Annotated in this window: 21 protein-coding genes; 16 read left to right on the top strand and 5 right to left on the bottom strand. The window is 65.0% G+C overall.

Annotation, left to right across the window (positions count from 1 at the left end; translation table 11 throughout):
- Window positions 1–13: 13 nt before the first annotated feature.
- Window positions 14–496: a YqaA family protein gene (locus N4G42_RS20005; RefSeq protein WP_108499043.1), complete on the bottom strand. Its 483-nt coding sequence runs from the start codon at window positions 494–496 to the stop codon at window positions 14–16.
- Window positions 497–647: 151 nt separating this feature from the next.
- Here N4G42_RS20005 and N4G42_RS20000 point away from each other — a divergent pair, with 151 nt between their 5' ends.
- The 5 genes from N4G42_RS20000 (at window position 648) to N4G42_RS19980 (ending at window position 4,965) form a co-directional block, all read left to right on the top strand.
- The gene (locus N4G42_RS20000) at window positions 648–1,232 is read left to right on the top strand and encodes a M15 family metallopeptidase (protein ID WP_260668432.1); all 585 of its coding nucleotides are present in this window, start codon (window positions 648–650) and stop codon (window positions 1,230–1,232) included.
- 211 nt (window positions 1,233–1,443) lie between these two features.
- Window positions 1,444–2,490, top strand: a complete 1,047-nt coding sequence (gene dusB, locus N4G42_RS19995) for a tRNA dihydrouridine synthase DusB (RefSeq protein WP_192420427.1) — start codon at window positions 1,444–1,446, stop codon at window positions 2,488–2,490.
- A complete protein-coding gene (locus N4G42_RS19990) occupies window positions 2,487–2,720 on the top strand; it encodes a Fis family transcriptional regulator (RefSeq protein ID WP_015015597.1) in 234 nt (77 codons plus the stop codon). The genes dusB and N4G42_RS19990 overlap by 4 nt, the downstream gene beginning before the upstream one ends.
- A 95-nt stretch (window positions 2,721–2,815) precedes the next feature.
- A complete protein-coding gene (gene purH / locus N4G42_RS19985; RefSeq protein WP_260668431.1) occupies window positions 2,816–4,417 on the top strand; it encodes a bifunctional phosphoribosylaminoimidazolecarboxamide formyltransferase/IMP cyclohydrolase in 1,602 nt (533 codons plus the stop codon).
- Between the two features lie 41 nt (window positions 4,418–4,458).
- The gene (locus N4G42_RS19980; RefSeq protein WP_260668430.1) at window positions 4,459–4,965 is read left to right on the top strand and encodes a c-type cytochrome; all 507 of its coding nucleotides are present in this window, start codon (window positions 4,459–4,461) and stop codon (window positions 4,963–4,965) included.
- Window positions 4,966–5,002: 37 nt separating this feature from the next.
- On the opposite strand, the gene pobA is transcribed toward N4G42_RS19980, so the two are convergent.
- Complete coding sequence (gene pobA / locus N4G42_RS19975) at window positions 5,003–6,187, bottom strand: 4-hydroxybenzoate 3-monooxygenase (RefSeq protein ID WP_260668429.1); 1,185 nt, start codon at window positions 6,185–6,187, stop codon at window positions 5,003–5,005.
- A gap of 259 nt (window positions 6,188–6,446) precedes the next feature.
- Here pobA and N4G42_RS19970 point away from each other — a divergent pair, with 259 nt between their 5' ends.
- Window positions 6,447–7,226, top strand: a complete 780-nt coding sequence (locus N4G42_RS19970) for an IclR family transcriptional regulator C-terminal domain-containing protein (RefSeq protein ID WP_056066242.1) — start codon at window positions 6,447–6,449, stop codon at window positions 7,224–7,226.
- A 100-nt stretch (window positions 7,227–7,326) separates the two neighbouring features.
- On the opposite strand, the gene hemL is transcribed toward N4G42_RS19970, so the two are convergent.
- A complete protein-coding gene (gene hemL / locus N4G42_RS19965) occupies window positions 7,327–8,637 on the bottom strand; it encodes a glutamate-1-semialdehyde 2,1-aminomutase (protein WP_260668428.1) in 1,311 nt (436 codons plus the stop codon).
- Entirely contained in the window at window positions 8,621–9,580 is a 960-nt protein-coding gene (locus tag N4G42_RS19960; protein WP_056746881.1) for a hydroxymethylpyrimidine/phosphomethylpyrimidine kinase, read from the bottom strand. The genes hemL and N4G42_RS19960 overlap by 17 nt, the downstream gene beginning before the upstream one ends.
- Window positions 9,581–9,695: 115 nt before the next feature.
- On the opposite strand from N4G42_RS19960, the gene N4G42_RS19955 reads away from it, so the two are divergent.
- From N4G42_RS19955 to N4G42_RS19925, 7 genes are all read left to right on the top strand, one after another.
- A complete protein-coding gene (locus N4G42_RS19955) occupies window positions 9,696–9,848 on the top strand; it encodes a rubredoxin (protein WP_165836572.1) in 153 nt (50 codons plus the stop codon).
- A 59-nt stretch (window positions 9,849–9,907) separates the two neighbouring features.
- Window positions 9,908–10,306: a PleD family two-component system response regulator gene (locus tag N4G42_RS19950; RefSeq protein ID WP_005796099.1), complete on the top strand. Its 399-nt coding sequence runs from the start codon at window positions 9,908–9,910 to the stop codon at window positions 10,304–10,306.
- Window positions 10,306–10,671: a PleD family two-component system response regulator gene (locus N4G42_RS19945; RefSeq protein ID WP_005796104.1), complete on the top strand. Its 366-nt coding sequence runs from the start codon at window positions 10,306–10,308 to the stop codon at window positions 10,669–10,671. Before N4G42_RS19950 ends, N4G42_RS19945 begins: the two co-directional genes overlap by 1 nt.
- A 15-nt stretch (window positions 10,672–10,686) precedes the next feature.
- Window positions 10,687–11,214 (top strand): chemotaxis protein CheW, encoded by a 528-nt coding sequence (locus tag N4G42_RS19940; RefSeq protein WP_056066233.1) that lies wholly within the window; start codon window positions 10,687–10,689, stop codon window positions 11,212–11,214.
- A gap of 21 nt (window positions 11,215–11,235) precedes the next feature.
- Window positions 11,236–13,524, top strand: a complete 2,289-nt coding sequence (locus N4G42_RS19935; RefSeq protein WP_056746880.1) for a methyl-accepting chemotaxis protein — start codon at window positions 11,236–11,238, stop codon at window positions 13,522–13,524.
- A 51-nt stretch (window positions 13,525–13,575) separates the two neighbouring features.
- Window positions 13,576–19,827: an Hpt domain-containing protein gene (locus tag N4G42_RS19930; RefSeq protein WP_260668427.1), complete on the top strand. Its 6,252-nt coding sequence runs from the start codon at window positions 13,576–13,578 to the stop codon at window positions 19,825–19,827.
- Window positions 19,828–19,938: 111 nt separating this feature from the next.
- Window positions 19,939–21,111 (top strand): PilT/PilU family type 4a pilus ATPase, encoded by a 1,173-nt coding sequence (locus N4G42_RS19925; RefSeq protein ID WP_409557851.1) that lies wholly within the window; start codon window positions 19,939–19,941, stop codon window positions 21,109–21,111.
- Window positions 21,112–21,150: 39 nt separating this feature from the next.
- Here the strand turns inward: N4G42_RS19925 and N4G42_RS19920 are convergent, their stop codons facing one another.
- Window positions 21,151–22,635: a cryptochrome/photolyase family protein gene (locus N4G42_RS19920; RefSeq protein WP_260668425.1), complete on the bottom strand. Its 1,485-nt coding sequence runs from the start codon at window positions 22,633–22,635 to the stop codon at window positions 21,151–21,153.
- A 21-nt stretch (window positions 22,636–22,656) separates the two neighbouring features.
- Here N4G42_RS19920 and N4G42_RS19915 point away from each other — a divergent pair, with 21 nt between their 5' ends.
- The 3 genes from N4G42_RS19915 to pyrR are packed head-to-tail and all read left to right on the top strand — an operon-like array spanning window position 22,657 to window position 24,205.
- The gene (locus N4G42_RS19915) at window positions 22,657–23,256 is read left to right on the top strand and encodes a YqgE/AlgH family protein (protein WP_015015583.1); all 600 of its coding nucleotides are present in this window, start codon (window positions 22,657–22,659) and stop codon (window positions 23,254–23,256) included.
- A complete protein-coding gene (gene ruvX / locus N4G42_RS19910; protein ID WP_015015582.1) occupies window positions 23,253–23,684 on the top strand; it encodes a Holliday junction resolvase RuvX in 432 nt (143 codons plus the stop codon). Before N4G42_RS19915 ends, ruvX begins: the two co-directional genes overlap by 4 nt.
- Window positions 23,681–24,205 (top strand): bifunctional pyr operon transcriptional regulator/uracil phosphoribosyltransferase PyrR, encoded by a 525-nt coding sequence (pyrR, locus tag N4G42_RS19905; RefSeq protein ID WP_060987636.1) that lies wholly within the window; start codon window positions 23,681–23,683, stop codon window positions 24,203–24,205. Before ruvX ends, pyrR begins: the two co-directional genes overlap by 4 nt.
- The last annotated feature ends 5 nt before the right edge of the window (window positions 24,206–24,210 follow it).

Raw genomic sequence — 24,210 nt, 5'->3', positions numbered from 1 at the left:
CACCGGCGGGCCGCTAGGGGGCCAGGTGGCCGGGCATGAAGTACAGCAGCACGCTCGTCATCACGAGGTAGCGCAGGAACTTGCCCACGGCCATATAGGCCAGACACTGCCAGAACGGCAGCTTGAGCCAGCCGGCCACCGCGCACAGCGGGTCGCCCACGACCGGCAGCCAGCTCAAGAGGCAGGCCCGCGCACCAAAGCGCTTGAGCCAGCTCAGCGCCCGCACCTCGGTGGCATTGCCGCGTGCCTTGTCCACCGCCTTGTGCGCACCCAGGCCCATCCACCAGCTCACGCCGCCGCCCAGGGTGTTGCCGAGGGTGGCCACGACGATGGCGGGCCAGAACAGGTCGGGGTTGAGCTTGATGAGACCGAACACAGCTGGCTCAGAGCCCAGCGGCAGCAGCGTGGCCGAGACAAAAGACACCACAAAGACTGTGCTCAGTCCGAATTGCGGCAGGGCCAGCCATTCGAGCAGCTGGTGCATCCAGATTTCCATAGCTGTCGAGTGTAGGGGGCGGGTGGGGCTCCATGTACCCCAGGGGGATCTGTCCTACAGGGGAGCGCGCCATCGGCGCATGGCTGGGTTGCAGCGTCTTTTGTATCGTGAAAACACATTGGCCCTGAATGACAACCCCAGGAGGTCGCCCATGCCGGTATTGCCCACAACGTCCCAACCGCGCCGCTTGAACCCCTCGGTGGCTTTGCCACCCGCGACCCGCTGGTCTTCGGTCGCCATGGCCCTGTTGCTGGCGGCCTGCGTGCACAGCCCGCAGGCCGCGGTACCTAGCCCTGGCCTGCAAGGGGGTCCAACGCTGTGGGAGCCCACCGCGATAGCGCCTTGCGACAGGGCGCCCACCGCACGGCCGGCGCTGGAGCGCATTGGCCGCGAGCTGCAGTCCCAGGGCATGGCGCTGCAGGCCACCTGCAACACCGCCAGCGGTGGCTGGGTGGTACAGGTACAGGTGGTGGATGGCACCAAGGCCCATAAAGTGGTGCGCGGGCCGCTGGCCGACGGGCAGGCCGTGGACATGGGCACTCCGGCGGGCGCTGCGCGCTCGGAGGCGGCGGCGGGCGCCAGCGGTTTCTCCCCGGACGTGCTGCACAACCGCCAGTGGCTGCGGGCGCTCATGGCGCGCCACCAGTTCGACAACCTGCCGGATGCCTGGTGGCATTTCGCGCAGCGGGGTGTGCCGCCCGCACAGGCTGCGGACACCGATCTCGCCTCACGGTGAACCTGCACTCGGCGCGTTGAGACGCTGCGGTGCTTGCGCCACCGGGCCCGAGTGGGGGTGCGAGGGAGGCGTCTCGTGGGCTGACTCAATGAAGCCCGACCGGCAGATAGATACGGTGTGTGCTCCATTTCAGTTGCTGAAATTTTGAGCAGGTACAATCCCGCCTCCTTTTTCAGCATCTGTTGCTGCCTCCCCCTCCCTATCCCCGCCCATGCAAATTGGCCACATTCCTTTGGCGAACCGGTTGTTCGTCGCCCCGATGGCGGGCGTCACCGACCGGCCGTTCCGCCAGCTGTGCAAGGCGCTGGGTGCGGGCTATGCGGTGAGCGAGATGGTGACCTCGCGCAAGGATTTGTGGAACAGCCTCAAGACCTCGCGCCGGGCCAACCATGAAGGGGAGCCGGGGCCCATTGCCGTGCAGATCGCCGGCACCGATGCACCGATGATGGCCGAGGCTGCGGTCTACAACGTGGAACGCGGCGCGCAGATCATCGACATCAACATGGGCTGCCCGGCCAAGAAGGTCTGCAACAAATGGGCGGGCTCCGCCCTGATGCAAAACGAGGCGCTGGCGGTGGAGATCGCCGCTGCGGTGGTCGAGGCCTGCGCTCCTTTCAACGTGCCTGTCACGCTGAAGATGCGCACCGGCTGGTGCCAGGAGCACAAGAACGCCGTGGCATTGGCGCGGCAGTTTGAAAGCGTGGGCATCCAGATGCTCACCGTGCACGGCCGCACGCGCGAGCAGGGCTACAAGGGCCATGCGGAGTACGACACCATCGCGGCCGTCAAGGCGGCGGTGAAGGTGCCTGTGGTGGCCAACGGCGACATCACCTCGCCCGAGAAGGCGCGCGACGTGCTCGCCGCCACCGGTGCCGACGCGATCATGATCGGCCGCGCCGCACAGGGCCGGCCATGGATCTTCCGCGAGATCGGCCACTTTCTGGCCACGGGCGAATACCTGGCACCACCGCTGGTGGCCGAGGTGCGGCGCCTGCTGCTGGACCACCTGCAAGACCACTACAGCCTGTATGGCGAGCTGACCGGCGTGCGCAGTGCGCGCAAGCACATTGCCTGGTACCTGCGCGCGCTGCCGGGCGGCGAGGCCTTGCGGGCACATATCAATACGATCGAAGACTGCACCACACAGTGGCAGGCCGTGGCCGACTACCTGGACGCCCTGGGCCAACAGATGGACCGGCTGCCTGCCGCCACCGACGTGGATGCCGACACAGAAGAACAAGAGGGATTGGTTGCATGAGCAAGAAACACATCGAAGAATGCGTGCGCGAAAGCCTGCAGGGCTATTTTCGCGACCTGGGCGGAGAGACGCCCGATGGCATGTACGACATGCTGGTGCGTGTGGTCGAAAGGCCGCTGCTGGAAGTCGTGATGCAGCAGGCCGACAACAACCAGTCGCGCGCCGCCGAATGGCTGGGCCTGAACCGCAACACCCTGCGCAAGAAGCTGGTCGAGCACAAGCTGCTCTGACCGGGTTTGTCTGATTGCTATTTATTTTGTAGCTGCTTGCGCATGATGCACTAGCGCTACAGCCCGTTTTTATTCAAAACCTCCGCACCACCACCATGAACGCACTTCTCTCCGTCTCTGACAAGACCGGCATCGTCGAATTCGCGCAAGCGCTGCACGCGCTGGGCATCAAGCTGCTGTCCACCGGCGGCACCGCCAAGCTGCTGGCCGACAAGGGCCTGCCCGTGACCGAGGTGGCCGAAGTCACTCAGTTCCCCGAAATGCTGGACGGCCGCGTGAAGACGCTGCACCCCAAGGTGCACGGCGGCCTGCTGGCCCGCCGCGAGCTGCCCGAACACATGGCGGCATTGAAGGAACACGGCATCGACACCATCGACCTGCTGGTGGTGAACCTGTACCCCTTTGAAGCCACCGTGGCCAAGGCCGGTTGCACGCTGGCCGACGCCATCGAGAACATCGACATCGGCGGCCCCGCCATGGTGCGCAGCGCCGCCAAGAACTGGAAGGACGTGGGCGTGATCACCTCGGCCGACCAGTACGAGGCCGTGCTGGCTGAACTCAAGGCCGGTGGCAAGTTGAGCGACAAGCTGCGCTTTGCGCTGTCGGTGGCCGCGTTCAACCGCATCGCGCAGTACGACGGCGCCATCAGCGACTACCTCTCGTCCGTCACGTTTGAAGAAGAAAAACTGTCGGAAACCTATGTGCCCACGCGCACCCAGTTCCCCGGCCAGAGCAACGGCATCTTCACCAAGGTGCAAGACCTGCGCTACGGTGAAAACAGCCACCAGCAGGCCGCGCTGTACCGCGACCTGCACCCCGCGCCCGGCTCCCTGGTCACCGGCGTGCAACTGCAGGGCAAGGAGCTGAGCTACAACAACATCGCCGACGCCGATGCGGCATGGGAATGCGTGAAGAGCTTTGAAGCCGCCGCCTGCGTGATCGTCAAGCACGCCAACCCCTGCGGCGTGGCCGTGGGCCTAGACGCGCTGAGCGCCTACAGCAAGGCCTTCCAGACCGACCCCACCAGCGCCTTCGGCGGCATCATCGCCTTCAACCGCGTGGTGGACGGCCAAGCGGCGGCCCAGGTGAGCAAACAGTTTGTCGAGGTGCTGATGGCCCCCGACTTCACCGCCGAGGCGCTGGAGATCTTCAAGGCCAAAGCGAATGTGCGTCTGCTCAAGATCGCGCTGCCCGCACACGGTGGCAAGACCGACTGGGAACGCGGCCGTAACGCCATGGATGCCAAGCGCATTGGCTCGGGTCTGCTGCTGCAGACCGCTGACAACCACGAGCTGTCGCTGATCGACCTCAAGGTCGTGACGAAGAAGCAGCCCACGCTGGAAGAAATGGAAGACCTGCTGTTCGCCTGGAAGGTCGCCAAGTACGTCAAGAGCAACGCCATCGTCTTCTGCAAGGGCGGCATGACCATGGGCGTGGGTGCGGGCCAGATGAGCCGCCTGGACTCGGCCCGCATCGCCAGCATCAAGGCGGGCCACGCAGGCCTGACCTTGCAAGGCACGGTCGTGGCGAGCGACGCCTTCTTCCCCTTCCGCGACGGCCTAGACGTGGTGGTGGATGCGGGTGCGACCTGCGTGATCCAGCCCGGTGGCTCGATGCGCGACAACGAAGTGATCGACGCGGCCAACGAGCGCGGCGTGGCCATGGTCTTCAGCGGCGTGCGCCACTTCCGCCACTGAGATGATGGGTATCGCGACGGGGCTCGCGGCGGTGCGCGCGCATGCACCGCGACGATGAGACCCCGCCCCCTCGGCCCCGCTGGCTGGGGTGGGCCCTGATGGTGTTCATGGCACTGGTGGTGCTGGGCATGCTCAACCTGGGCTGGCGCATGCTGCAGCCGGGGCCGGACGCTGTGAGTGCCGCTCAGGGCGCGTCGGTTGCAGGCGGGCTAGGCAGCGCTGCCTCACCGCCCTCCGCACCGGCCGGACTTCGCCTGGTGGAGGCATCCGATTGCCTGCGCTGCCATGGCATGGAGCGCTACTACGTAGGCCCGTCGTTCCAGCAGATAGCAGCGCGGTACCGCGACCGCGCCGACGCAGTCGGTTACCTGGCCGGCAAGATCCGCAACGGGAGTGTGGGCGAGTGGGGCCGCACCTTGATGCCGCGCCACCCGCAAGTCACGGAAGCCCAGGCGCGCGAGATGGCGCAGTGGCTGGTGTCGCTGCCGGTGCCGTCCGCCGCGGCACAGGGCGCGTCGGCCGCAGAGCCCGCATCCGCCGCCCGCTGAACGGCGATGGCGGCCGGGTCTGGAGGCCCGCTGGGGCTCAGGCCCCAAAGTTCATCGGCAGACCCACATAGTTTTCCGCCAGCGACACCGAGGCCGCACGGGAGTGCACCAGGTAGTCCAGCTCCGCTTCCTGGATCTTCTGGCCGAACTCGCCGGTTTCCGGAAAGCGGTGCATCAGCGAAGTGAACCACCAGGAGAAGCGCTCGGCACGCCACACACGGCGCAGGCAGCGGTCGGAGTAGGTGTCGATGCCAACGGCTGACTTCTCTTTGTAGAACTCGGACAGCGCGGTCCACAGATAACCCACGTCGCTGGCGGCCAGGTTCAGGCCCTTGGCACCCGTGGGTGGCACGATGTGGGCGGCATCACCGGCCAGGAACATGCGGCCAAAGCGCATGGGCTCGGCCACAAAGCTGCGTAGCGGGGCGATGCTCATCTCCAGTGCGGGGCCGGTCACCAGGTTGGCGCGGGCCTCGGGGTCCAGGCGGTTGCCCAGCTCGGTCCAGAACTGGTCGATGGTCCAGTTCTCGACCTTGTCGGTGGTGGGCACCTGCACGTAGTAGCGGCTGCGCGTGGCGCTGCGCATGCTGCACAGCGCAAACCCGCGTTCGGTGTTGGCATAGATGAGTTCGTGCGACACCGGTGGCACATCGGCCAGCACACCCAGCCAGCCAAAGGGGTACACGCGCTCATAGGTCTTGAGCAGGTCGGCCGGTGCGCTGGCGCGGCACACGCCGTGGTAGCCGTCGCAGCCCGCGATGAAGTCACACGCCAGCTCGTGGGTCTGGCCATCCTTTTCGTACGTCACGCGTGGGTGCTGGCCGTCAAAGTCGTGCACTTGCACGTTCTGTGCGTCGTACACGGTGGTGAGGCCGGCCGCTGCGCGCGCATCCATCAGGTCGCGCGTGACTTCGGTCTGGCCGTACACCGTCACGCGGCTGCCGCCGGTCAGCTCGTGCAGATCGATGCGGTGGCGCTGGCCCTTGAACAGCAGCTCGATGCCGTCGTGGGGCAGGCCCTCGGCATGGGCACGGGCGCTCACGCCCGCCTGGTCCAGCAGGTCCATGCAGACCTTCTCCAGCACCCCGGCGCGGATGCGGCCGAGCACGTAGTCGGGACTGCGCTGCTCGATGATGACGGCGTCAACGCCGGACTTGTGAAGCAACTGACCGAGCAGCAGGCCGGCGGGGCCGGCACCAACGATGGCAACCTGGGTGCGCATGGGAAACCTCTGGGAATGGGGTGGGGGAGATGGGGATACCAAAAACCAGTGGCCTTGAGCGTAGGTTGATCCAGATCAAAGCGATATCCGGCGCTGCCGATTGCGTGCGATCAGTCGATGCTTTGTGCGATGATCGCGCAGTCTCCGGGGTGATGCGGGTGGTCAGGCCCGGTGGTGAGTGCACCGAGTCGCTGCAGGGCCCCCGTAACCCCGGCTTTCGAACCCCGCTCAATTCCCCGGTCCCCAACCCGTCACCCCCATGGCTTCCACTCCCATCGCCAAGGCAGACTTCATCGAAGGCATGGCCAAAGGCATGGCCGTGCTGGAGAGTTTCGACACCGAGCGCCAGCGTCTGAACGCCACGCTGGCGGCGCAGCGCACCGGCCTCACGCGGGCAGCGGCGCGGCGGCACCTGTTGACCCTGGCGCACCTGGGGTATCTGGAGACGGATGGCAGCTACTTCTGGCTGGCGCCCAAGGTGCTTCGGTTTTCGGGCAGCTACCTCGCGTCTGCCCGGTTGCCGCGCGTGCTGCAGCCCACGCTGAACCGGCTGGCAGCCCAGACCCAGCAGTCATTCTCGGCGGTGGTGCTGGATGGGGATGAGGTGGTGATCGTGGCGCGCAGTGGCGTGTATGGCGCGCCGTCGCGGGTGCTGGCCTATGGCCTGCACCTGGGCGCGCGGCTGCCGGCCCACCCTACGTCCACCGGCCGCGTGTTGCTGGCGGCGCTGCCCCCGGCGGAGTTGACCGCCTGGCTCAAGAACCGGCCCCTGCACCGCCTCACGCCCCAAACCATTACGCAGGTAGGCCCGCTGCGGCAGGTGATCACCAAGGTGCGGCGGGACGACTATTGCCTGGCCGTGGAGGAGCACGAGCTGGGCGTGCACGCGCTGGCTGTGCCGCTGCGCAACCTGCAGGGCCATACGGTGGCGGCGCTCAACGTGGTGGCGTCGCCCAAGCAGATGGACGAGGGCAGCCTGCAGCGCGACATGCTGCCGCTGCTGCAGGAGGCCGCCCGCGAACTGCGCGGACTGCTGTGACTGTTCGCCACAAGCCTCGTCGCCATGAAAAATGGCCCTCGGGAGGGCCATTCGGTGCCAAATTGGCAGGAAGCGCTAGTGCAATATGCGCTGCTAGCTATTATTTTGAGAGCGTCTTGAATACTTCACGCGCAGCAGCCACGGTGGCTGCCACGTCGTCGGCGGTGTGGGCGGCGCTCACGAAGCCCGCTTCATACAAGGCCGGTGCAATGTAGATGCCCCGGTCCAGCAGACCGTGGAACAGCTGGTTGAAGCGCGCGCTGTCGGTTTGGAGCACCTGGGCATAGTTCTGCGGCAGTTCGGGCAGCAGGAAGAAGCCAAACATGCCGCCCTCGCAGTCACCGCAGAACGGCACGCCTTCCGCCGTGGCAGCGGCTTGCAGGCCATCGACCAGCGAGCGGGTGCGGGCCGACAGCGCATCGAAGAAGCCGGGCTTTTGGATCTCGCGCAGCGTGGCCAGACCACAGGCCGTGGCCACCGGGTTGCCCGACAGCGTGCCCGCCTGGTACACGCCGCCCAGCGGTGCGAGGTGCTCCATGATGGCGCGCGGGCCGCCAAAGGCCGCCAGCGGCATGCCTCCACCGATCACCTTGCCCAGCACGGTGATGTCGGGTTGGAAGCCGGGGATGCTCTTGGCGTACACGCTTTGCGCGCTGCCCAGGGCCACGCGGAAACCGGTCATCACTTCATCCAGCACCAGCAGCGCACCGTATTCGGTGCACAGCTCGCGGCAGCGCTGCATGAACGGCACGCTCGCGCGCACCAGGTTCATGTTGCCCGCAATGGGTTCGATCATCACGCAGGCCAGCTCCTTGCCGTGCAGGGCAAAGGCTTCTTCCAGCTGGGCGACGTTGTTGTATTCAAGCACCAGGGTGTGCTGCACCACTTCGGGCGGCACACCGGCGCTGGTGGCATTGCCAAACGTGGCCAGGCCCGAGCCGGCCTTGACCAGCAGCGAGTCGGCATGGCCGTGGTAGCAGCCTTCGAACTTGATGAACTTGCTGCGGCCCGTGGCGCCACGGGCCAGGCGGATGGCGCTCATGCCCGCTTCGGTGCCCGAGCTGACCAGACGAATCATCTCCATGGACGGCACCAGGCTCAGGATCTCCTCGGCCAGCTCGACTTCGCGCTCGGTGGGGGCGCCAAAGCTGAAGCCTTCGAGCGCCGCCTTCTGCACCGCGTCGAGCACGGCGGGGTGGCCGTGGCCGAGGATCATCGGGCCCCAGGAGCCGATGTAATCAATGAAGCGCTGGTCGTTCGCATCCCAGAAGTAGGCGCCTTTCGCGCGCTTGACGAAGCGGGGTGTGCCTCCGACCGCCTTGAAGGCCCGCACGGGCGAATTCACGCCTCCGGGGATTAGCGCCTTGGCGCGTTCGAACAGGGGAATATTGAGATCAGTGCTTGGTGTCATGGGGTGGCATCACAAAACCCTCCAGGGCCTGTGTTTCATCAATCGTGGTTTCTTCTTCGTCGCCGTCGGTCTCGTCGTCCTCAGGCTGTGCCCAGAACATGCGGTCGGGCACGATGTGCCCCATGCCGGGGCGAAAGCCTGCGTCCAGGCAGCGGTCGAGGTAACCCAGCGCTTCGCTGGTGGCTTCGCCCAAGTCGTTGCCGCTGGCCACCAGGGCAGTGAGTGCGGCCGAGAGCGTATCGCCCGCGCCCGAGAAGGTGGCGTCAAACAGCTCGAACTTGCCACTGCCCAGCACGGTCTGCGGCGAGGCCAGCACGTTCTCGACGAACTGCTCGGGCAAGGGGATGCCAGTGACCAATGTGTAGGGCACGCCCATCTCGGACGCTGCGCGGGCAATGTCCCGGGCGGTGGGGCTGCGCTCGCCCGTCCAGTCCGGCAGCAGCCAGCGCCACAGGGTGCTGTGGTTTCCAACCAACACCGAGGTCTGGGGCAGCAGCAGCTCGCGGAAGGCGTCGAGGTACTCGTCGATCAGCTCGTCCCTCCACCAGGACAGGTTGGGCATGTAGGCGATCACGGGGACTTCGTCATAGTCGGTCGTGATCTCGGCAATGGTGCTGATGTTCTCGGGGCTGCCCACAAAGCCGACCTTGATCGCCTGCACGGGCAGGTCTTCCAGCACGGCCCGCGCCTGCTCGGACACAGCCTCGTCGTCGAAGCTGAAGTGGTCAAAAATCTGAGCGGTGTCGCGGGCATAGGCCCCGGTGACCACGGCGATCGGATGCCCGCCGACCGAGGCGATGGTGGTGATGTCGGCGGTCAGTCCGCCGGCTCCGCTGGGGTCGCTGGCATTGAACACCAGCACACAGGCCGGGCTCGCTTCCTCCGCGTCATCGTCGTCAATATCTGGGATTTCTGGGGGGGGAAGGGAGGCTTTGATGGTCATGGACCAGATCCTGCTGGAGGGGTGGCACGGAAGCTGCAGGCCGCGGAGATCACTAGATACAATCGTTGCATTCTATGTGAAGGCCCTTTAAGCTGTGACCGACTTTAAAACTTGGATGTGTTTGATTTGCGGCTGGATTTATGACGAGGCTGAGGGGTCTCCCGAACACGGCATTCCACCCAACACCCCCTGGGATCAGGTCCCGATGAACTGGACCTGCCCAGAATGTGGCGCCCGCAAGGAAGATTTCGAGATGGTCCAGATCTGAGGCGCTCCAGCACCAATCGCTGCTGCGTTGTTTATTTTCTCCATCGGGAGCAGTGACAATTGACTACAACAGGCGCATCTTTCAAAGTGCTCGTGGTGGATGACAGCAACACCATCCGTCGAAGCGCCGAGATTTTTCTCAAGCAGGGGGGGCACGAAGTCTTGTTGGCCGACGACGGCTTTGATGCTTTGGCCAAAGTCAACGATTACCAGCCTCAGCTGATTTTCTGCGACATCCTCATGCCCAAGCTCGACGGGTACCAGACCTGCGCCATCATCAAGCGCAACGCCCGTTTCGCAGATACCCCGGTGGTGATGCTGTCCTCCAAGGACGGCGTGTTCGACAAGGCGCGTGGGCGCATGGTCGGCTGCCAGGAATATCTCACCAAGCCGTTTACCAAAGACCAGCTGTTGCAGGCAGTGCAGCAGTTTGGCAATTCCCAACAAGGAGCCATGTAATGCCCATTCAGAAAGTATTGGTCGTCGACGACTCGAAGACCGAGTTGATGTTTTTGACGGACCTGCTTCAGAAAAAAGGCATGCAAGTCCGTACCGCAGAAAATGCCGAAGAGGCGTTTCGCCGTCTGGCCGAAGAAAAGCCTGACCTCATCCTGATGGATGTGGTGATGCCGGGCCAAAACGGTTTTCAGCTCACGCGTGCCATTACCCGTGACCCCCTTTACGCTGATGTGCCCATCATCATGTGCACCAGCAAGAACCAGGAAACCGACCGTGTCTGGGGCATGCGCCAGGGTGCGCGCGGCTACATCACCAAGCCGGTGGATCCCGCAGAGCTGCAGGCCAAAATTGACGCTCTGAACTGAGGCAGCGGCGCGCTCATGGCAAACCGCGAAGCCCTACGGGAGCTCCAGACCCGACTTGCCAGCCGTTTGCAGGCTGCAAGGTCCGAAGGTACGTCTGTGTCCTCCTGGCTGGCTGTAGAGTCCGCCGGGAATTTCTATTTGCTGCCCCTGGGGCAGTCCGGGGAAATCTTCCCTTGGGTATCGGTGCAGGCCGTGCCTTACACCCAGAGCTGGTTTCTGGGGGTGGCCAACCTGCGCGGCGGCTTGGTGGGGGTGGTGGATCTGGCTGGGTTGCTGGGGTCCACCGCAGCACGCACAGAGCAAGCGCTGTCCGAGGCCAGCCTGCTGGCATTCAATGCGGCGCTCGACGTTAATGCTGCCTTGCTGGTGGACCGCCTCGCCGGTCTGCGCGGCACGGATGCGTTTGTGTCGTCCGAGCCGCCCGCCGAGGATTCACCCAGCTTCTTCGGCACCACCTATATCGATTCCAGTGGCACACGCTGGCAGGAGCTGAACTTGCAGATCCTGTCCCAACATCCCGCTTTCCTGAGCATCAGTGCTTGAGTTTTTCTGTAAGGCTGCACCATGTCCGTCGTCAATCAATTTGGAAAACTGTTCAACCGGAAACCCGCCACGCCTGACACCGGCGCAGCCACCGGCGCGACCGACGATGGGCAGGATCTCCTGGCCACGGGGGCTCTGGATGGTTCGCAACTGCGCGACTCCTACCAGGCCGAAGCCATGAACAGCGTCCAGGGCGACCCCGACGGCTACACGCCCGAGTTGACCGCACCCGAGGCCGAAGAAGACCTCATCAGCCTGCCCCTGCTGGGCCGTTCGACCGCTGCCGGCCATCAGCGCCGACTGCTGGCCTTGCTGGCCGTGGGTGTGGTGGTGCTGGCGCTGATCGCCGGTTGGGTGCTGCAGCAGGCCGACCGTTCCGCACAGCAATTGGCTGCTACCGGCCAGTCGCTGATGCAGTCGCAACGTCTTGCCAAGTCGGTGTCGCAGGCGCTGGTGGGTAGCCCACAGGCCTTCCCGGACGTGGTGGAAAGCTCTGGCGTGCTGGCCCGCAACGTGCGCGCCCTGAATGCCGGTGACAACGAGCTGGGTGTGCAGTCGCTGGGTGAGCCCTTCAAACCCGATCTGGACGCCGTCAACCCCCTGATGGAGCGCGCCGAGCGCAACGCCAGCGTGGTGATGGGTCAGCAAAAGATCCTGACGCAGGTGGGTGACGCTCTGCGCACCATCAACCGCCAGTCGTCCGACCTGCTGGAAATCGCTGAAACGGTCTCCTCGCTCAAGCTGCAACAAAATGCGCCCGCTGCCGAAATCTCCGCCGCAGGCCAGCTGGTGATGTTGACCCAGCGTATCGGCAAGTCTGCCAACGAGTTCCAGACGATGGAAGGCGTGAGCCCTGAGGCCGTGTTCCTGTTGGGCAAGGACTTGAACTCCTTCAAGGAAATCGCGCAGGGCCTGCTGGAAGGCAGCCCCGAGTTGCGCCTGTCGGCCACCAAGGATGCGCAGACCCGCGAACAACTAGAAGCGCTGATCAAGCTGTACGAACAGACCCGGACCCAGGCCAGCGCGATTCTGGGCAACCTGCAAGGTCTGGTGTCTGCCCGCGAAGCACAGTCCGCCATCATTGCCGACAGCGAGCCACTGCGCCGCCAGCTTGAAGGTCTGCAGAGCAAGCTGTCCGCCCAGACCGGTTTGGGCGCCGGCCAGTTTGCCGCTCTGGCGCTGGCAGGCTTGTTCGTGCTGCTGTGCGGTATCGGCATTTCGCGCGTCCAGCTGCTGGACAGCCGTGGCCGTCAGGCAGCGGCTGAAAACCAGCAACGCGACGCCAAGCGCCAGGAGCAGGAAGCCAAGCGCGTCAACGACGCCAACCAGGCCGCCATTTTGCGTTTGATGAACGAACTGCAGTCGGTCGCTGAAGGTGACCTGACGCAAGAAGCCACCGTGACGGAAGACATCACGGGCGCCATTGCCGACTCGGTGAACTACACGGTGGAAGAGCTGCGCCAACTGGTGGGCAGCGTGCAGAACACGGCGACCCGCGTGGCGCAGACGACTGCCCAGGTGGACAACACCTCGACCGAACTGTTGGCGGCATCGACCGAGCAGCTGCGTGAAATTCGCGAAACCGGCCGCTCCGTTCTGGACATGGCGACCCGCATTAACGAGGTGTCTACACAAGCGCAAGAGTCCGCCACGGTGGCTCGTCAGTCGCTGCAAGCCGCGGACTCGGGTCTGCAGGCCGTGCAGAACGCCATCGGCGGTATGAACTCCATCCGTGACCAGATCCAGGACACCTCCAAGCGGATCAAGCGCCTGGGTGAATCGTCGCAGGAGATCGGTGAAATTACCGAGCTGATTTCTGACATTACCGAACAGACAAACGTGCTGGCTCTGAACGCTGCCATCCAGGCTGCATCCGCCGGTGAAGCCGGTCGCGGCTTCTCGGTGGTGGCGGAAGAAGTGCAGCGTCTGGCTGAACGTTCGGCCGATGCGACGCGCCAGATTTCTGCCCTGGTGAAAGCCATTCAAACCGATACCCAGGATGCCGTGGCTGCTATGGAGCGCTCCACGCAGGGTGTGGTGGAAGGGGCGCGCCTGTCCGACAGCGCTGGCACTGCGCTGACCGAGATTGACCGCGTGTCGCGCCGTTTGGCCGAACTGATTGAGCAGATTTCGTCTTCGACTTCCCGGGAAGCTGTTCTGGCCAACGAAGTGGCCGACAACATCCAGCACATTTTTGCGGTGACCGAGCAGACGGGGGAAGGTACCCGCACCACAGCGCAACAGGTGCGCGAGCTCTCGCACATGGCCGAGGAACTGCGCCAATCGGTGGCACGTTTCAAGATCGCCTGACGCAGCAGTTAGTCATCAACCAGCTGGCTCATTGCAGCCGGGGACGAATCCATGTCATCTATTGATGTCAACAATGCACCGGCCGCCGACGGGACCCAGGGAGATCAGGACCTGGGTCCTTTGGCTTGGGTGCTTGACGAGCTGCGCAAATCGCTGGACGGTGCTGTCAAGGCGATGCGGCGCTTTGTGCGTGATGCCGAGGTAGCACGCGAGTCCGATCTGGCGGCGCTGGACGCTGGCCCCCTGCGCATTGCGCGCCAGCAACTGCACCAAGCCTGTGGTGCGCTGGAAATGGTGGGCATGGGCCCTCCGGCGCTGGTGTTGCGGTCCATGGAATCGGCGGTGCAGAAGTTTGTTCAGCGCCCCGAAACCTGCAGCGATGACGCTGCCGCCGTGATCGAGCGCGCCAGTTTTGCGCTGATCGAATACCTGGAAACCGTGCTGGCGGGCAAAGCGGTATCGCCCGTGGCCCTGTTTCCGCAATACCGCGATGCCCAGGCATTGGCAGGCGCTGATCGCGTTCATCCCGCTGACCTCTGGCCGGTGGAGCGCCGTTTCCGTGAACCCGAAGGTGCGGTGTCGCGCCCACCTCTGCCCTACGGTCCGGAGGCGCGGGCGCGGCTGGATGCTGCTGTGCTGCGCATCGTCAAGTCGGGGGACCTGAAGGCCGCCCTGAGCCTGCGCGACACCTGCCTGGGCTTTGTGGCTGCACAAACAGATCGGCAGGCGCGTGCGTTCTGGAAAATTTGCGCGGGTTTCTTCGATGCGTTTGGCTCGGGCCTTTTGCCGCCAGATGTGTACGTCAAGCGCGTGGCATCCCGTGTGCTCATGCAGTACGCCACCTTGGCCAAGGGCGATCCGACGATCGCCGACCGGCTGGTGCAGGACCTGCTGTTCTTCTGCTCACAGGCCAAGGTGGCCGATCTGGCAGACGACGCAGCGCCCTCATTGCGTGCTGTCCGTCAGGCCTTTGCGCTGGACCGCTTCAAGCCGGTGGACTACGAGACGGCCCGCTTCGGACGTTTTGACCCGGCGGTGTTGACGCAGGCGCGCAAGCGCATTGCCTCGGCCACGGAAACCTGGTCTGCCCTGGCGGGTGGCGACCGCAACAAACTCAAGCCAGCGGCAGACCAGTTCAGCCTGGTGTGCGATTCGCTGCGCAAGCTCCATCCGGGCAGTGAGAATCTGGCGCAGGCGCTGACGCGTGCCCTGGATTCAACCACCCGGTCGGGCGAACCCCCGTCGCCCGCATTGGCGATGGAAGTGGCTACCTCCGTGCTGTACCTGCAGGCAGCTTTTGAAGAGTTGGACACGGCAGACGAACAGATGGAAGCCCGCGCCAGCCGTCTTGCAGAGCGTCTGGATGCGGTCACGGCGGGTGCCGAACCCGAACCCCTTGAACAATGGATGGAAGAGCTGTACCGCCGGGTCAGCGACAACCAGACCATGGGCAGCGTGGTCGATGAGCTCCGGGTGACCCTGGGCGAGGCCGAAAAGGCCATGGACCAGTTTTTCCGCAACCCGAAGGACACTGGTGTGCTGGCGACCGTGCCAGGGCATCTTGCGCAGATGCGCGGCGTGCTGTCGGTGCTGGGGCTGGATCAGGCATCACTGGCTGTGGTCCGCATGCGCGACACGGTGGAGCGCCTGCTGATCAACGAGGTGCCCGAAGAAGAACGCCAAAGCGCGTTTGAAAAGCTGGGTAACAGCCTGGGTGCATTGGGTTTCCTGATCGACATGCTGAGCTATCAGCGCACCATGGCGCGCAAGCTCTTTGTGTACGACGAAGAACTGGGCGAGCTGCGCATCCTTATGGGTAAAACCCGTGCGCGCGCCTCTGATGCTGTGGAAGAAGCGCCTGCCAAGCTGGAAGAGCGTTCTGCCACCTTGGTGCCAGACGTGATTCCCCGCTTTCCGGTGCAGGAGCCTGTCAGCGAGCCCACGGACTTTGCGCCGTTCCCTGATTTTGAGTCGGCCCCCGCAGCCGATGCCAGCGTTTCCGCAGAGCCCGCAGGCCTGGCCCCGGACATCTCCTTTGACGTTCCCGCCGTTGCCGCGCCCGTACCGCTGGAAGCAGCCGCTTCGGCGGCTGCGGCTGCGCCCGCTCCAGCGCCCGATGTCGAAGATGAACTGCTCGACGTGTTCCTCGAAGAGGCACGCGAAGTGGTGGTCAACGGCCTGGCTGCCATTGAGCAGCTGCGGGGTGAACCTGGTGACCTGAGCGAGCAGACCACACTGCGCCGTGCGTTCCATACGCTCAAGGGCAGCTCGCGCATGGTGGGGCTGAATGACTTTGGCGAAGCAGCCTGGTCGATGGAGCAGGTGCTCAACGTCTGGCTGGCCGAACAAAAGCCCATGCAGCCGAGCTTGTTGCAGTTGTCCACCGACGCACTGCATGCTTTCAGTAGCTGGGCAGACGACATCGCCGCAGGCCGCGCGACGGGCTGGGACCCTGAGTCCTTCCGCCGGTCGGCAGACGCCATGCGCCTGGATGGCACGCTGGTACCGCTGGCGATGCCATCGGGTGGCGGTATTGCGCCCGAACCTACAGCACCACAGGCCGCGCCGGAGCTTGCCGAGGCCGCGCCAGAGCCGGTGGATGCCCTCTCCGCCGAAGTGCTCAGCGAAGAACTGACGGTGCCGGATTTCCAGGCCACCGAGATATCCGAGCATGTGCCCGAACCGCCCGTCGAGAGCGCCAACGGTGCCCCGGAAGTGGCCGAGGAGATCGACTTCTCAGTGTTCACTGCAGCTTTGAACGAGTCTGCCCACGAACCTGCACCTGTGGTCGATCCGTCCAGCGTGGACTTTGTCCTCGACCTGGAGCTGCCTGACCTGGAACCTGTGTCTGCGGAAGCGCCTGTGCCCGCAGTGGATCACGCAGAATCTGTCGATGCGCCGCTGCAAGCGCCCGCAGGCGCCCTGGGCGACGAACTATTGCTGCCAGAAGACCTGGTGCTCGATGCCGCCGAACCGCAAAACGCGGTGGATACAGAGGCCCGCATTCCTTCGGATGGGCTGGAAGCCCTGGACGTGGCTGAGTTGGAGAAGCTGCTGGAGGCCGAGTCGGCCGAGGCTGCCGAACTGCTTGCACCTGCCCCCGAGGACGTGGCTGTGGCCAGTTCCGAAGCGTTGCCAGACGACCTGATCGCTGATGTGGAGCCCGCGCAAGAAGTGGCGCATCTGCTCGATGCCCTGCCGCAGGAAGAAGGCGGCAGCGACGATGCCGTCAAGGTCATCGACACGCTGCGCATCGGTATCCCGCTGTACAACGTGTACCTGAATGAGGCCGATGAATGGTCTCGTCGCTTGGTGACCTGTTTGCAGGAATGGGCGCTGGAGCTGCATGAGCCGCTGCCTGACACGGCCGTGGCCCTGTCGCACTCTCTCGCCGGCAGTTCGGCCACGGTGGGCTTCACCGCGCTGTCCGAAATGGCCCGCGTGCTGGAGCACACGCTGCAGCATGTGCAGCTGCAGTCGGGTGGCACCGAGGAACAAGCGGCCGCGTTCATGGCTGCAGCGGAAGACATCCGCCGCCTGTTGCACCAGTTTGCTGCCGGGTTCCTCAAAGAGCCCAGCCCGGAAGTGCTGGCCCAGCTGCGCCAGATTCTGGAAACCGAGGTGGTCAGCACCCAGTCTCCACCCGAGGAAGATGCGCAGGCCTACCTCGACGCCGCAGAGCAGGAAGCGTCCGAAATTGCTGCGGCCGAGTTGGCACCTGAGCCGGTGGTGGAGGTGCCTGTGGTGGATGCAGAGCCTGAGGCTGTTGCACCCGCTGTGCCTGCCCCCGTGGTGGGCCATGTGGCGCCCGCGCTGTCTGCCGTCATCCACGACCACGATCAGCACATTGACGATGCCATCGCGCACGCCATTGCCTCGATCCCGGACGCGGACGACGACATCGATGCGATCGACGTCATCGACCCTGACCTGTTCCCCATCTTCGAGGAAGAGGCGGCCGAGTTGCTGCCCCAGCTCGGTGGTGCGTTGCGCCAATGGGCGTCGCGCCCCGACAACCTCAGCGCCCGCAGCGAAGTATTGCGGGCCCTGCACACGCTCAAGGGCAGTTCGCGACTGGCCGGGGCGATGCGCCTGGGCGAAATGGCCCACCGGCTGGAATCTGCGATCGAGCAGCTGGACGCAGAAACCGTCACGGCCGACCAGATCGAGCCGTTGCAAGGCAGTTTCGATGGACTGCAAGCCAACTTCGAGGCGCTGCGTGCCATTGGTCAGGGGCCTTCCGACACAGTGGTTACTCTGCCGGTCGAAGCCACACCCGCCTTGCGTGCCAATGTGGCGGATGCGGCCGACGCGGCCGACGCCTCCGTCCCCTCGCCGGCAGCATCTTCTGCCAAGCCGCTGGCGATAACGGCTCCGGCCGTGCGCCTGCCCGGACCGTCCCAGCTGGCGCCCCTGCGGGTGGCAGCCAACCAGTCGGTGCGCGTGCGTGCACAGCTGCTGGACCGCCTGGTCAACCAGGCGGGCGAGGTGATGATCAGCCGTTCGCGCCTGGACGCGCGCTTGGGCCAGTTCCGCAGCTCACTCACCGATCTGTCGGGCAATCTGGACCGCTTGCGCCAGCAGTTGCGCGACATCGAGGTGCAGGCCGAATCTCAGATGCAGTCGCGTCTGGCGCTGTCCAAGGACTCTGCTGCGGGCTTCGATCCGCTGGAGTTCGACCGCTTCACGCGGGTGCAAGAGTTGACCCGCATGATGGCCGAGTCGGTCAATGACGTGGCCACGGTGCAGCGCAATCTACAACGCGCCATGGAAGGCGCTGAAGATGACTTGATTGCCCAAGGCCGCCAGGCGCGTGAGCTGCAGCGGGATCTGCTGCGCACACGTATGGTGGAGTTCGAGGGGATTGCCGAGCGCTTGTACGCGGTGGTGCGCCAGGCCTCGAAGGAAACCGGCAAGCAGATCAAGCTGGACATCACCGGCGGCTCCATCGAAATGGACCGTGGCGTGCTGGACCGCATGACGCCCGCCTTCGAACATTTGTTGCGCAATTGCGTGGCCCACGGCATTGAAGAGCCTGAAGTGCGCACGGCGGCCGGCAAGCCGTCGTCGGGCACCATCACGGTGGATCTGCACCACGAAGGCAATGACGTATCGGTCGAGTTCCGCGATGACGGAGCGGGTCTGAACCTGCCGCGCATTCGCGAAAAGGCCGTGTCTCAGGGCATCGTGGAGCCCGGCGTGGAGCTGAGCGATGCGGATGCGGCCAACCTGATCTTCATGCCAGGCTTCTCGACGGCCTCCGAAGTGACCGGTCTGGCAGGGCGTGGCATCGGCATGGACGTGGTGCGTGCTGAGATCAATGCGCTGGGCGGCCGCATCGAAACCTCCACCGAGGCGGGCAAAGGCGCGGCATTCCGCATGGTGCTGCCGTTGACCACCGCAGTGACGCAGGTGGTGATGCTGCGCTCGGGTGATCTGGCAATCGGCGTTCCAGCCAACGTGGTCGAGATCGTCCGCCGCACCTCGGCACCTGACTTGGCAGAGGCTTACCGTACCGGCGTGTTTGACGACGGCATGGAGAAAATTCCGTTCTTCTGGTCAGGAGCCCTGCTGCAGTCGTCCACCCGCAGCACCGAGCCAGCGGGTAAGACCCGCCCGGTGGTGATCTTCCGAAGCGCTGCCCAGCGTGTTGCGATGCACGTGGACGAAGTGCTGGGCAACCAGGAAGTGGTGGTGAAGAACCTGGGGCCGCAGTTGTCCCGTCTGCCGGGTCTGGCGGGCATGTCCGTGCTGGCATCGGGTGCCGTGGTGCTCATCTACAACCCGGTGGCCTTGGCCACGGTGTATGGCGACCAGGTGCGTGCGGCCAGTGCCGACATGGCACCAGCGCCCGACACCCCCGCCGCAGGCGGCACGGGTAAGGCCGTCGTGTCTCAGCAGTTGTCGGGACCGAGCCAGGTGCCGCTGGTGCTGGTGGTGGACGATTCCATCACCGTGCGCCGCGTGACGCAGCGTCTGCTGCAGCGCGAAGGCTACCGTGTGGCCCTGGCGGCCGATGGCCTGCAGGCGCTGGAGCGTCTGCAGGAAGAGCGCCCGACGGTGGTCCTGTCCGACATCGAAATGCCGCGCATGGACGGCTTCGATCTGGCGCGCAACATCCGTGCAGACGGTGCCTTGCGTGATCTGCCCATCATCATGATCACCTCGCGGATTGCTGAAAAGCACCGCGAGCACGCGATGGAGCTGGGTGTGAACCATTACCTGGGCAAGCCCTATTCGGACGAAGAGCTGCTGAGCCTGATCCAGCACTACGCGCGCATCGCTGCGGCGGCCGAGGCCTGACACCATGCTGGCCCACTCCCGACCCTGCGAGTCAGCCTGGGTCGGGAGTGCTCTCTTGTTGCCTTGCCTTGTGGTGTCCTGTGCATGGACAGGGCGGACCGAGTCACCGTGATGGACCCGCTGGCACCATCCCCTTCTCCCGATCCCCGGCTGCTGGCCTGCCTGGCCCTGGTGGCGCGCGAGCGGGCTTCGGACCTGTTTTTGCTGGCGGGTGCAGCGCCCACCATCAAGCGGCAGGGTGCCTTTGTCCCCATCACACAGCAAGTTCTGGCGGCCGACGATGTGCGGCATATGGCCTATTCCATCTTGCGCGAGGCCCAGTGCAAGGAGTTCGAGACCACGATGGAGTGCGACCTCTCGCTGCAGACCGCCGACGGGGAGCGCTTTCGCGTGAACGTGCACATGCAGCGGGGGCAGGTCGGCATGGTGATCCGCCATGTGATAGCGCGGATCCCGACGCTGGAAGAACTGGGGTTGCCGCCCGTCCTCCAGCGGCTGGCGTTTCTCAAAGGGGGCCTGGTCTTGACGGTGGGCTCCGCAGGTTCGGGCAAGACCACCACGCTGGCCGCGTTGCTGGACCATCGCAACACGCACACTGGCGGGCACATCCTCACGGTAGAAGACCCCATCGAATACCTGCACAGCCACAAAAAATCCCTAGTGACGCAGCGCGAGGTGGGTCTCGACACCCTGTCGTATGACGAGGCGCTGCGCCGTGCCATGCGCGAGGCGCCCAACGTGATCATGATCGGCGAGATCCGCGACCGGGCCACCATGCAGCACGCGCTGCACTACGCAGAGTCCGGCCACTTGTGTGTGTCCACCCTGCACGCCAACAATGCCAACCAGGCGGTGCAGCGCATCGTGAATTTTTTCCCCGAGGACGCGCACCGCCAGCTGCTCATGGACCTGTCCCTCAACCTGCGGGCGGTGGTGGCGCAACGCCTGGTGCCGGGCCTTGCGGGCCACTTGGTGCCTGCCACCGAGATCATGCTGCTCACGCCCTATGTGGCCGAACTGATCCAGAAGGGGCAGATCGACGAACTCAAGACCGCCATCACCCGCAGTGGCGAGCAGGGCATGTGGAGTTTTGATCAGTCACTGCTGGGCATGGTGGAGGCGGGCACGATATCGCCCGAAGAAGCCATCGCTAACGCAGACAACCGCACCGATGTGCGTTTGCGACTGCGGCTGGCCGCCGGTGCCTCGCTGGGCGGTGAGAGCATGCAGATGGCGCCGGAGGAGCCCCCGCCGGACGACCCGCCGCCCACCGCGCATCGCTAGCCCTCGGCGACCTGCTTGAGTCTGTGGGTCCGTGTGTTGTCACCCTGCAGCCGTCTTCACCACGGCATACCGCTCCAACGTGCGTTGCCGTGCGGCATCGTGCTCCACCACGGGCAAGGGGTAGGTGTCTCCCAGGCGCACGCCCGCTTCCTGCAACTCCAGTGGGCGCGCCAGCCAGGGGGCGTGGAGTGCCTTGGTGGGGAGCGCTGCGATCTGGGGTAGGTAACGGCGGATGAACTTGCCCTCCGGGTCGAACTTCTCGCTCTGGCTCACCGGGTTGAAGATGCGGAAATAGGGCTGGGCATCACACCCGCTGGAACTGGCCCACTGCCAGCCACCGTTGTTGGCGGCCAGGTCGAAGTCATTGAGGAGCGTGGCAAAGTAGGCCTCGCCGCGGCGCCAGTCCAGCCCCAAGTCCTTCACCAGAAAGCTTGCCACCACCATGCGCAGGCGGTTGTGCATGTAGCCCGTCTGGTTGATCTGCGCCATGGCGGCATCCACCAGCGGGTAGCCGGTGCGGCCCTCGCACCAGGCGGCAAACAGGGCGTCGGCCCCGGGGCCGGTCTCCCAGGCGATGGCGTCGTAGGCCGGTTTGAAGCTCTGGCCCACCACATGCGGGTGGTGGTGCAGGATCTGGAAGTAGAAGTCCCGCCAGATCAGTTCGCTGAGCCAGGTCGTGGCGCCCGGGTTGCCCTCCAGCATCAGGCGGTGCGCCGTGCGTGCCAGCAAGCGCGGCGAGATGGTGCCAAAACGCAGGTGCACGCTCAGGTAGCTGGGCCCTTTCACCGCCGGAAAGTTGCGCGTGTCCTCATACCGCTCGATGCGGCCGAGAAAATCGTCGAATAACTGCTGTGCGCCCTGGGCGCCGGTGGGCAGGCGCAGCTGGGACAGCGCTGTGGGCTCAAACCCGAGGTCCTGCAAGGTGGGCACAGGCTGGCAATGAGCCTCTGGGCGCGCCGCCAAATGGTGGGCGTGGCGCTCCACCGGATAGCTCTTGAGCTGGAACACATCGATCTTCTTGAGCCAGGCATTCTTGTACGGCGTGAACACGCTGTACGGGTTGCCGGTCTGCGTCAGCACCTCGCTGCGCTCGAGCAGGGTATGGTCCTTGAACGTGTGGAAGGCCTTGCCTGCAGCCGCCAGGCGCGTGCGCACCAAGCGGTCGCGGTCCAGCGCCTGGGGTTCGTCATCGTGGTTGGCAAAGACCGCCTGCACGTCCAGGGCGTTGGCCAGTGCCGGAATGGCATCGCTGGCCACCGCGTGCCACACGATGAGGCCTCCCCGCCCCTGAGGCGACAGCGCGCGCAAGCTGTCGTCCAGCTCCACCAGCGACTCGCGGATGAACTCCACCCGCCGGTCGGCGCGGGGCAGGGCATCGAGAATGTCCTTGTCAAAGACAAAAGCGCAGAACACCTGCTCGCAGCGCGTCAGCGCGTGGTACAGGGCCGCTTGGTCGTGGGCACGCAGGTCGCGGCGGAACCAGACCAGGCCACGGGAGTAAGTGGGCTCGGGGGAGGGGGGCATGTTCACCGTTAAAATTGCGGGATGTCTTTCGATTCTGCGCCCATCAACCTGACGCATCACTTCCTGATCGCGATGCCCGGCCTGGAAGATGAGTCTTTTGCGCGCAGCGTCGTCTATCTGTGTGAGCACAGCGAACGCGGTGCGCTCGGCCTCATCATCAACAAGCCCACCGATATCACCCTCAAGGGCCTGTTTGACAAGGTGGACCTGTCGCTGCGCCGCGAGGACCTCACCAAAGAGCCCGTTTTTCAGGGCGGCCCGGTGCAGACCGAGCGCGGATTTGTGCTGCACGAACCCATGCTCATGGACAAGGGGGAAACCGACGAGTCGGCCTACGCCTCCACCATGACCATCCCCGGTGGCCTGGAGATGACCACCTCCAAGGACGTGCTCGAAGCCCTTTCCACTGGCGCAGGTCCCCGCCGCGTGCTCATCACGCTGGGGTATTCGTCCTGGGGCGAGGGTCAGTTGGAGTCTGAGCTTGCCGAGAACGCCTGGCTCACGGTGGCCGCCGATCTGTCGGTGATCTTCGACACGCCCGTGCCCGAGCGGTACGACCGGGCCCTGTCGCTTCTGGGCCTGCAGGCCTGGATGCTGTCGCCCGAGGCGGGGCACGCATGACTGGCGCGCCCGCTCAGTCCATCCAGCCGCCAGCCGTTCCTGCGCATTTCCAGACCTTTCTTGCTTTTGACTTTGGGCTCAAGCGCACGGGCGTGGCCTCGGGCAACCGCATGCTCAAGAGCGCCACACCCCAGCGCACCATCCAGGCCGAGGGCGACGCCCGTTTTGCCCAGGTGGCCGAGCGCATCAAGGAATGGCAGCCCGATGCGCTGGTGATCGGCGTGCCCTACCACCCCGACGGTGCGGCCCACGAAAACACCGCGCGTGCTCTCAAGTTCGGGCGCCAGTTGCGCGGGCGCTTTGGCTTGCAGGTGTTCGAGGTGGACGAGCGCTACAGCACCACCGAAGCCATTGCAGGTGGTGCCAAGGATGCCGACGCGGCCTCGGCCTGCATCATCCTGGAACAGTTTTTGAGGAATCTCCCATGACCACCCCATCCCCTGGAATGTCCGGTAGCTTGGTGCTAGACGCCGAGGCGCTGTACCGCGAACTGCTGCGCGGCGTGCGCAGCATGTTGACCCCCACCACGCGCCTGGCGGGCATCGCCTCCGGTGGCGCCTGGCTGGCCGAGCGCCTGCAAAAAGACCTGGGCCTGGAAGGCCCGGCCGGTGTGTTGTCATCGGTGATGCACCGCGACGACTTCGCCCAGCGTGGCCTGTCGGCCAGTGCGCAGACCGCGCTGCCGTTTGACGTGAACGGTGCCGACGTGCTGGTGCTGGACGACGTGCTCTACACCGGCCGCACCATCCGCGCCGTGCTCAACGAGCTGTTCGACTATGGCCGCCCCGCCAGCGTGCGCCTGGCTGTGCTGGTGGACCGTGGCGGACGCGAGCTGCCCGTGCAGGCCGACTTTGCTGCTGCCCGGGTGGCCTTGCCGGTCGCCCATTCGCTGGCCCTGGCGCGTGGCGACAGCGGCACCTTCCAATTCCAAGTCCAAGACAAAGACTAAAGAGG

This window comes from Acidovorax sp. K2F (assembly GCF_025246485.1).
In the GTDB taxonomy this organism is placed as follows: domain Bacteria; phylum Pseudomonadota; class Gammaproteobacteria; order Burkholderiales; family Burkholderiaceae_C; genus Acidovorax; species Acidovorax delafieldii.
The sequence above is the reverse complement of the archived record's forward strand: the minus strand, read 5'-3'. Positions and strand labels throughout refer to the sequence as shown.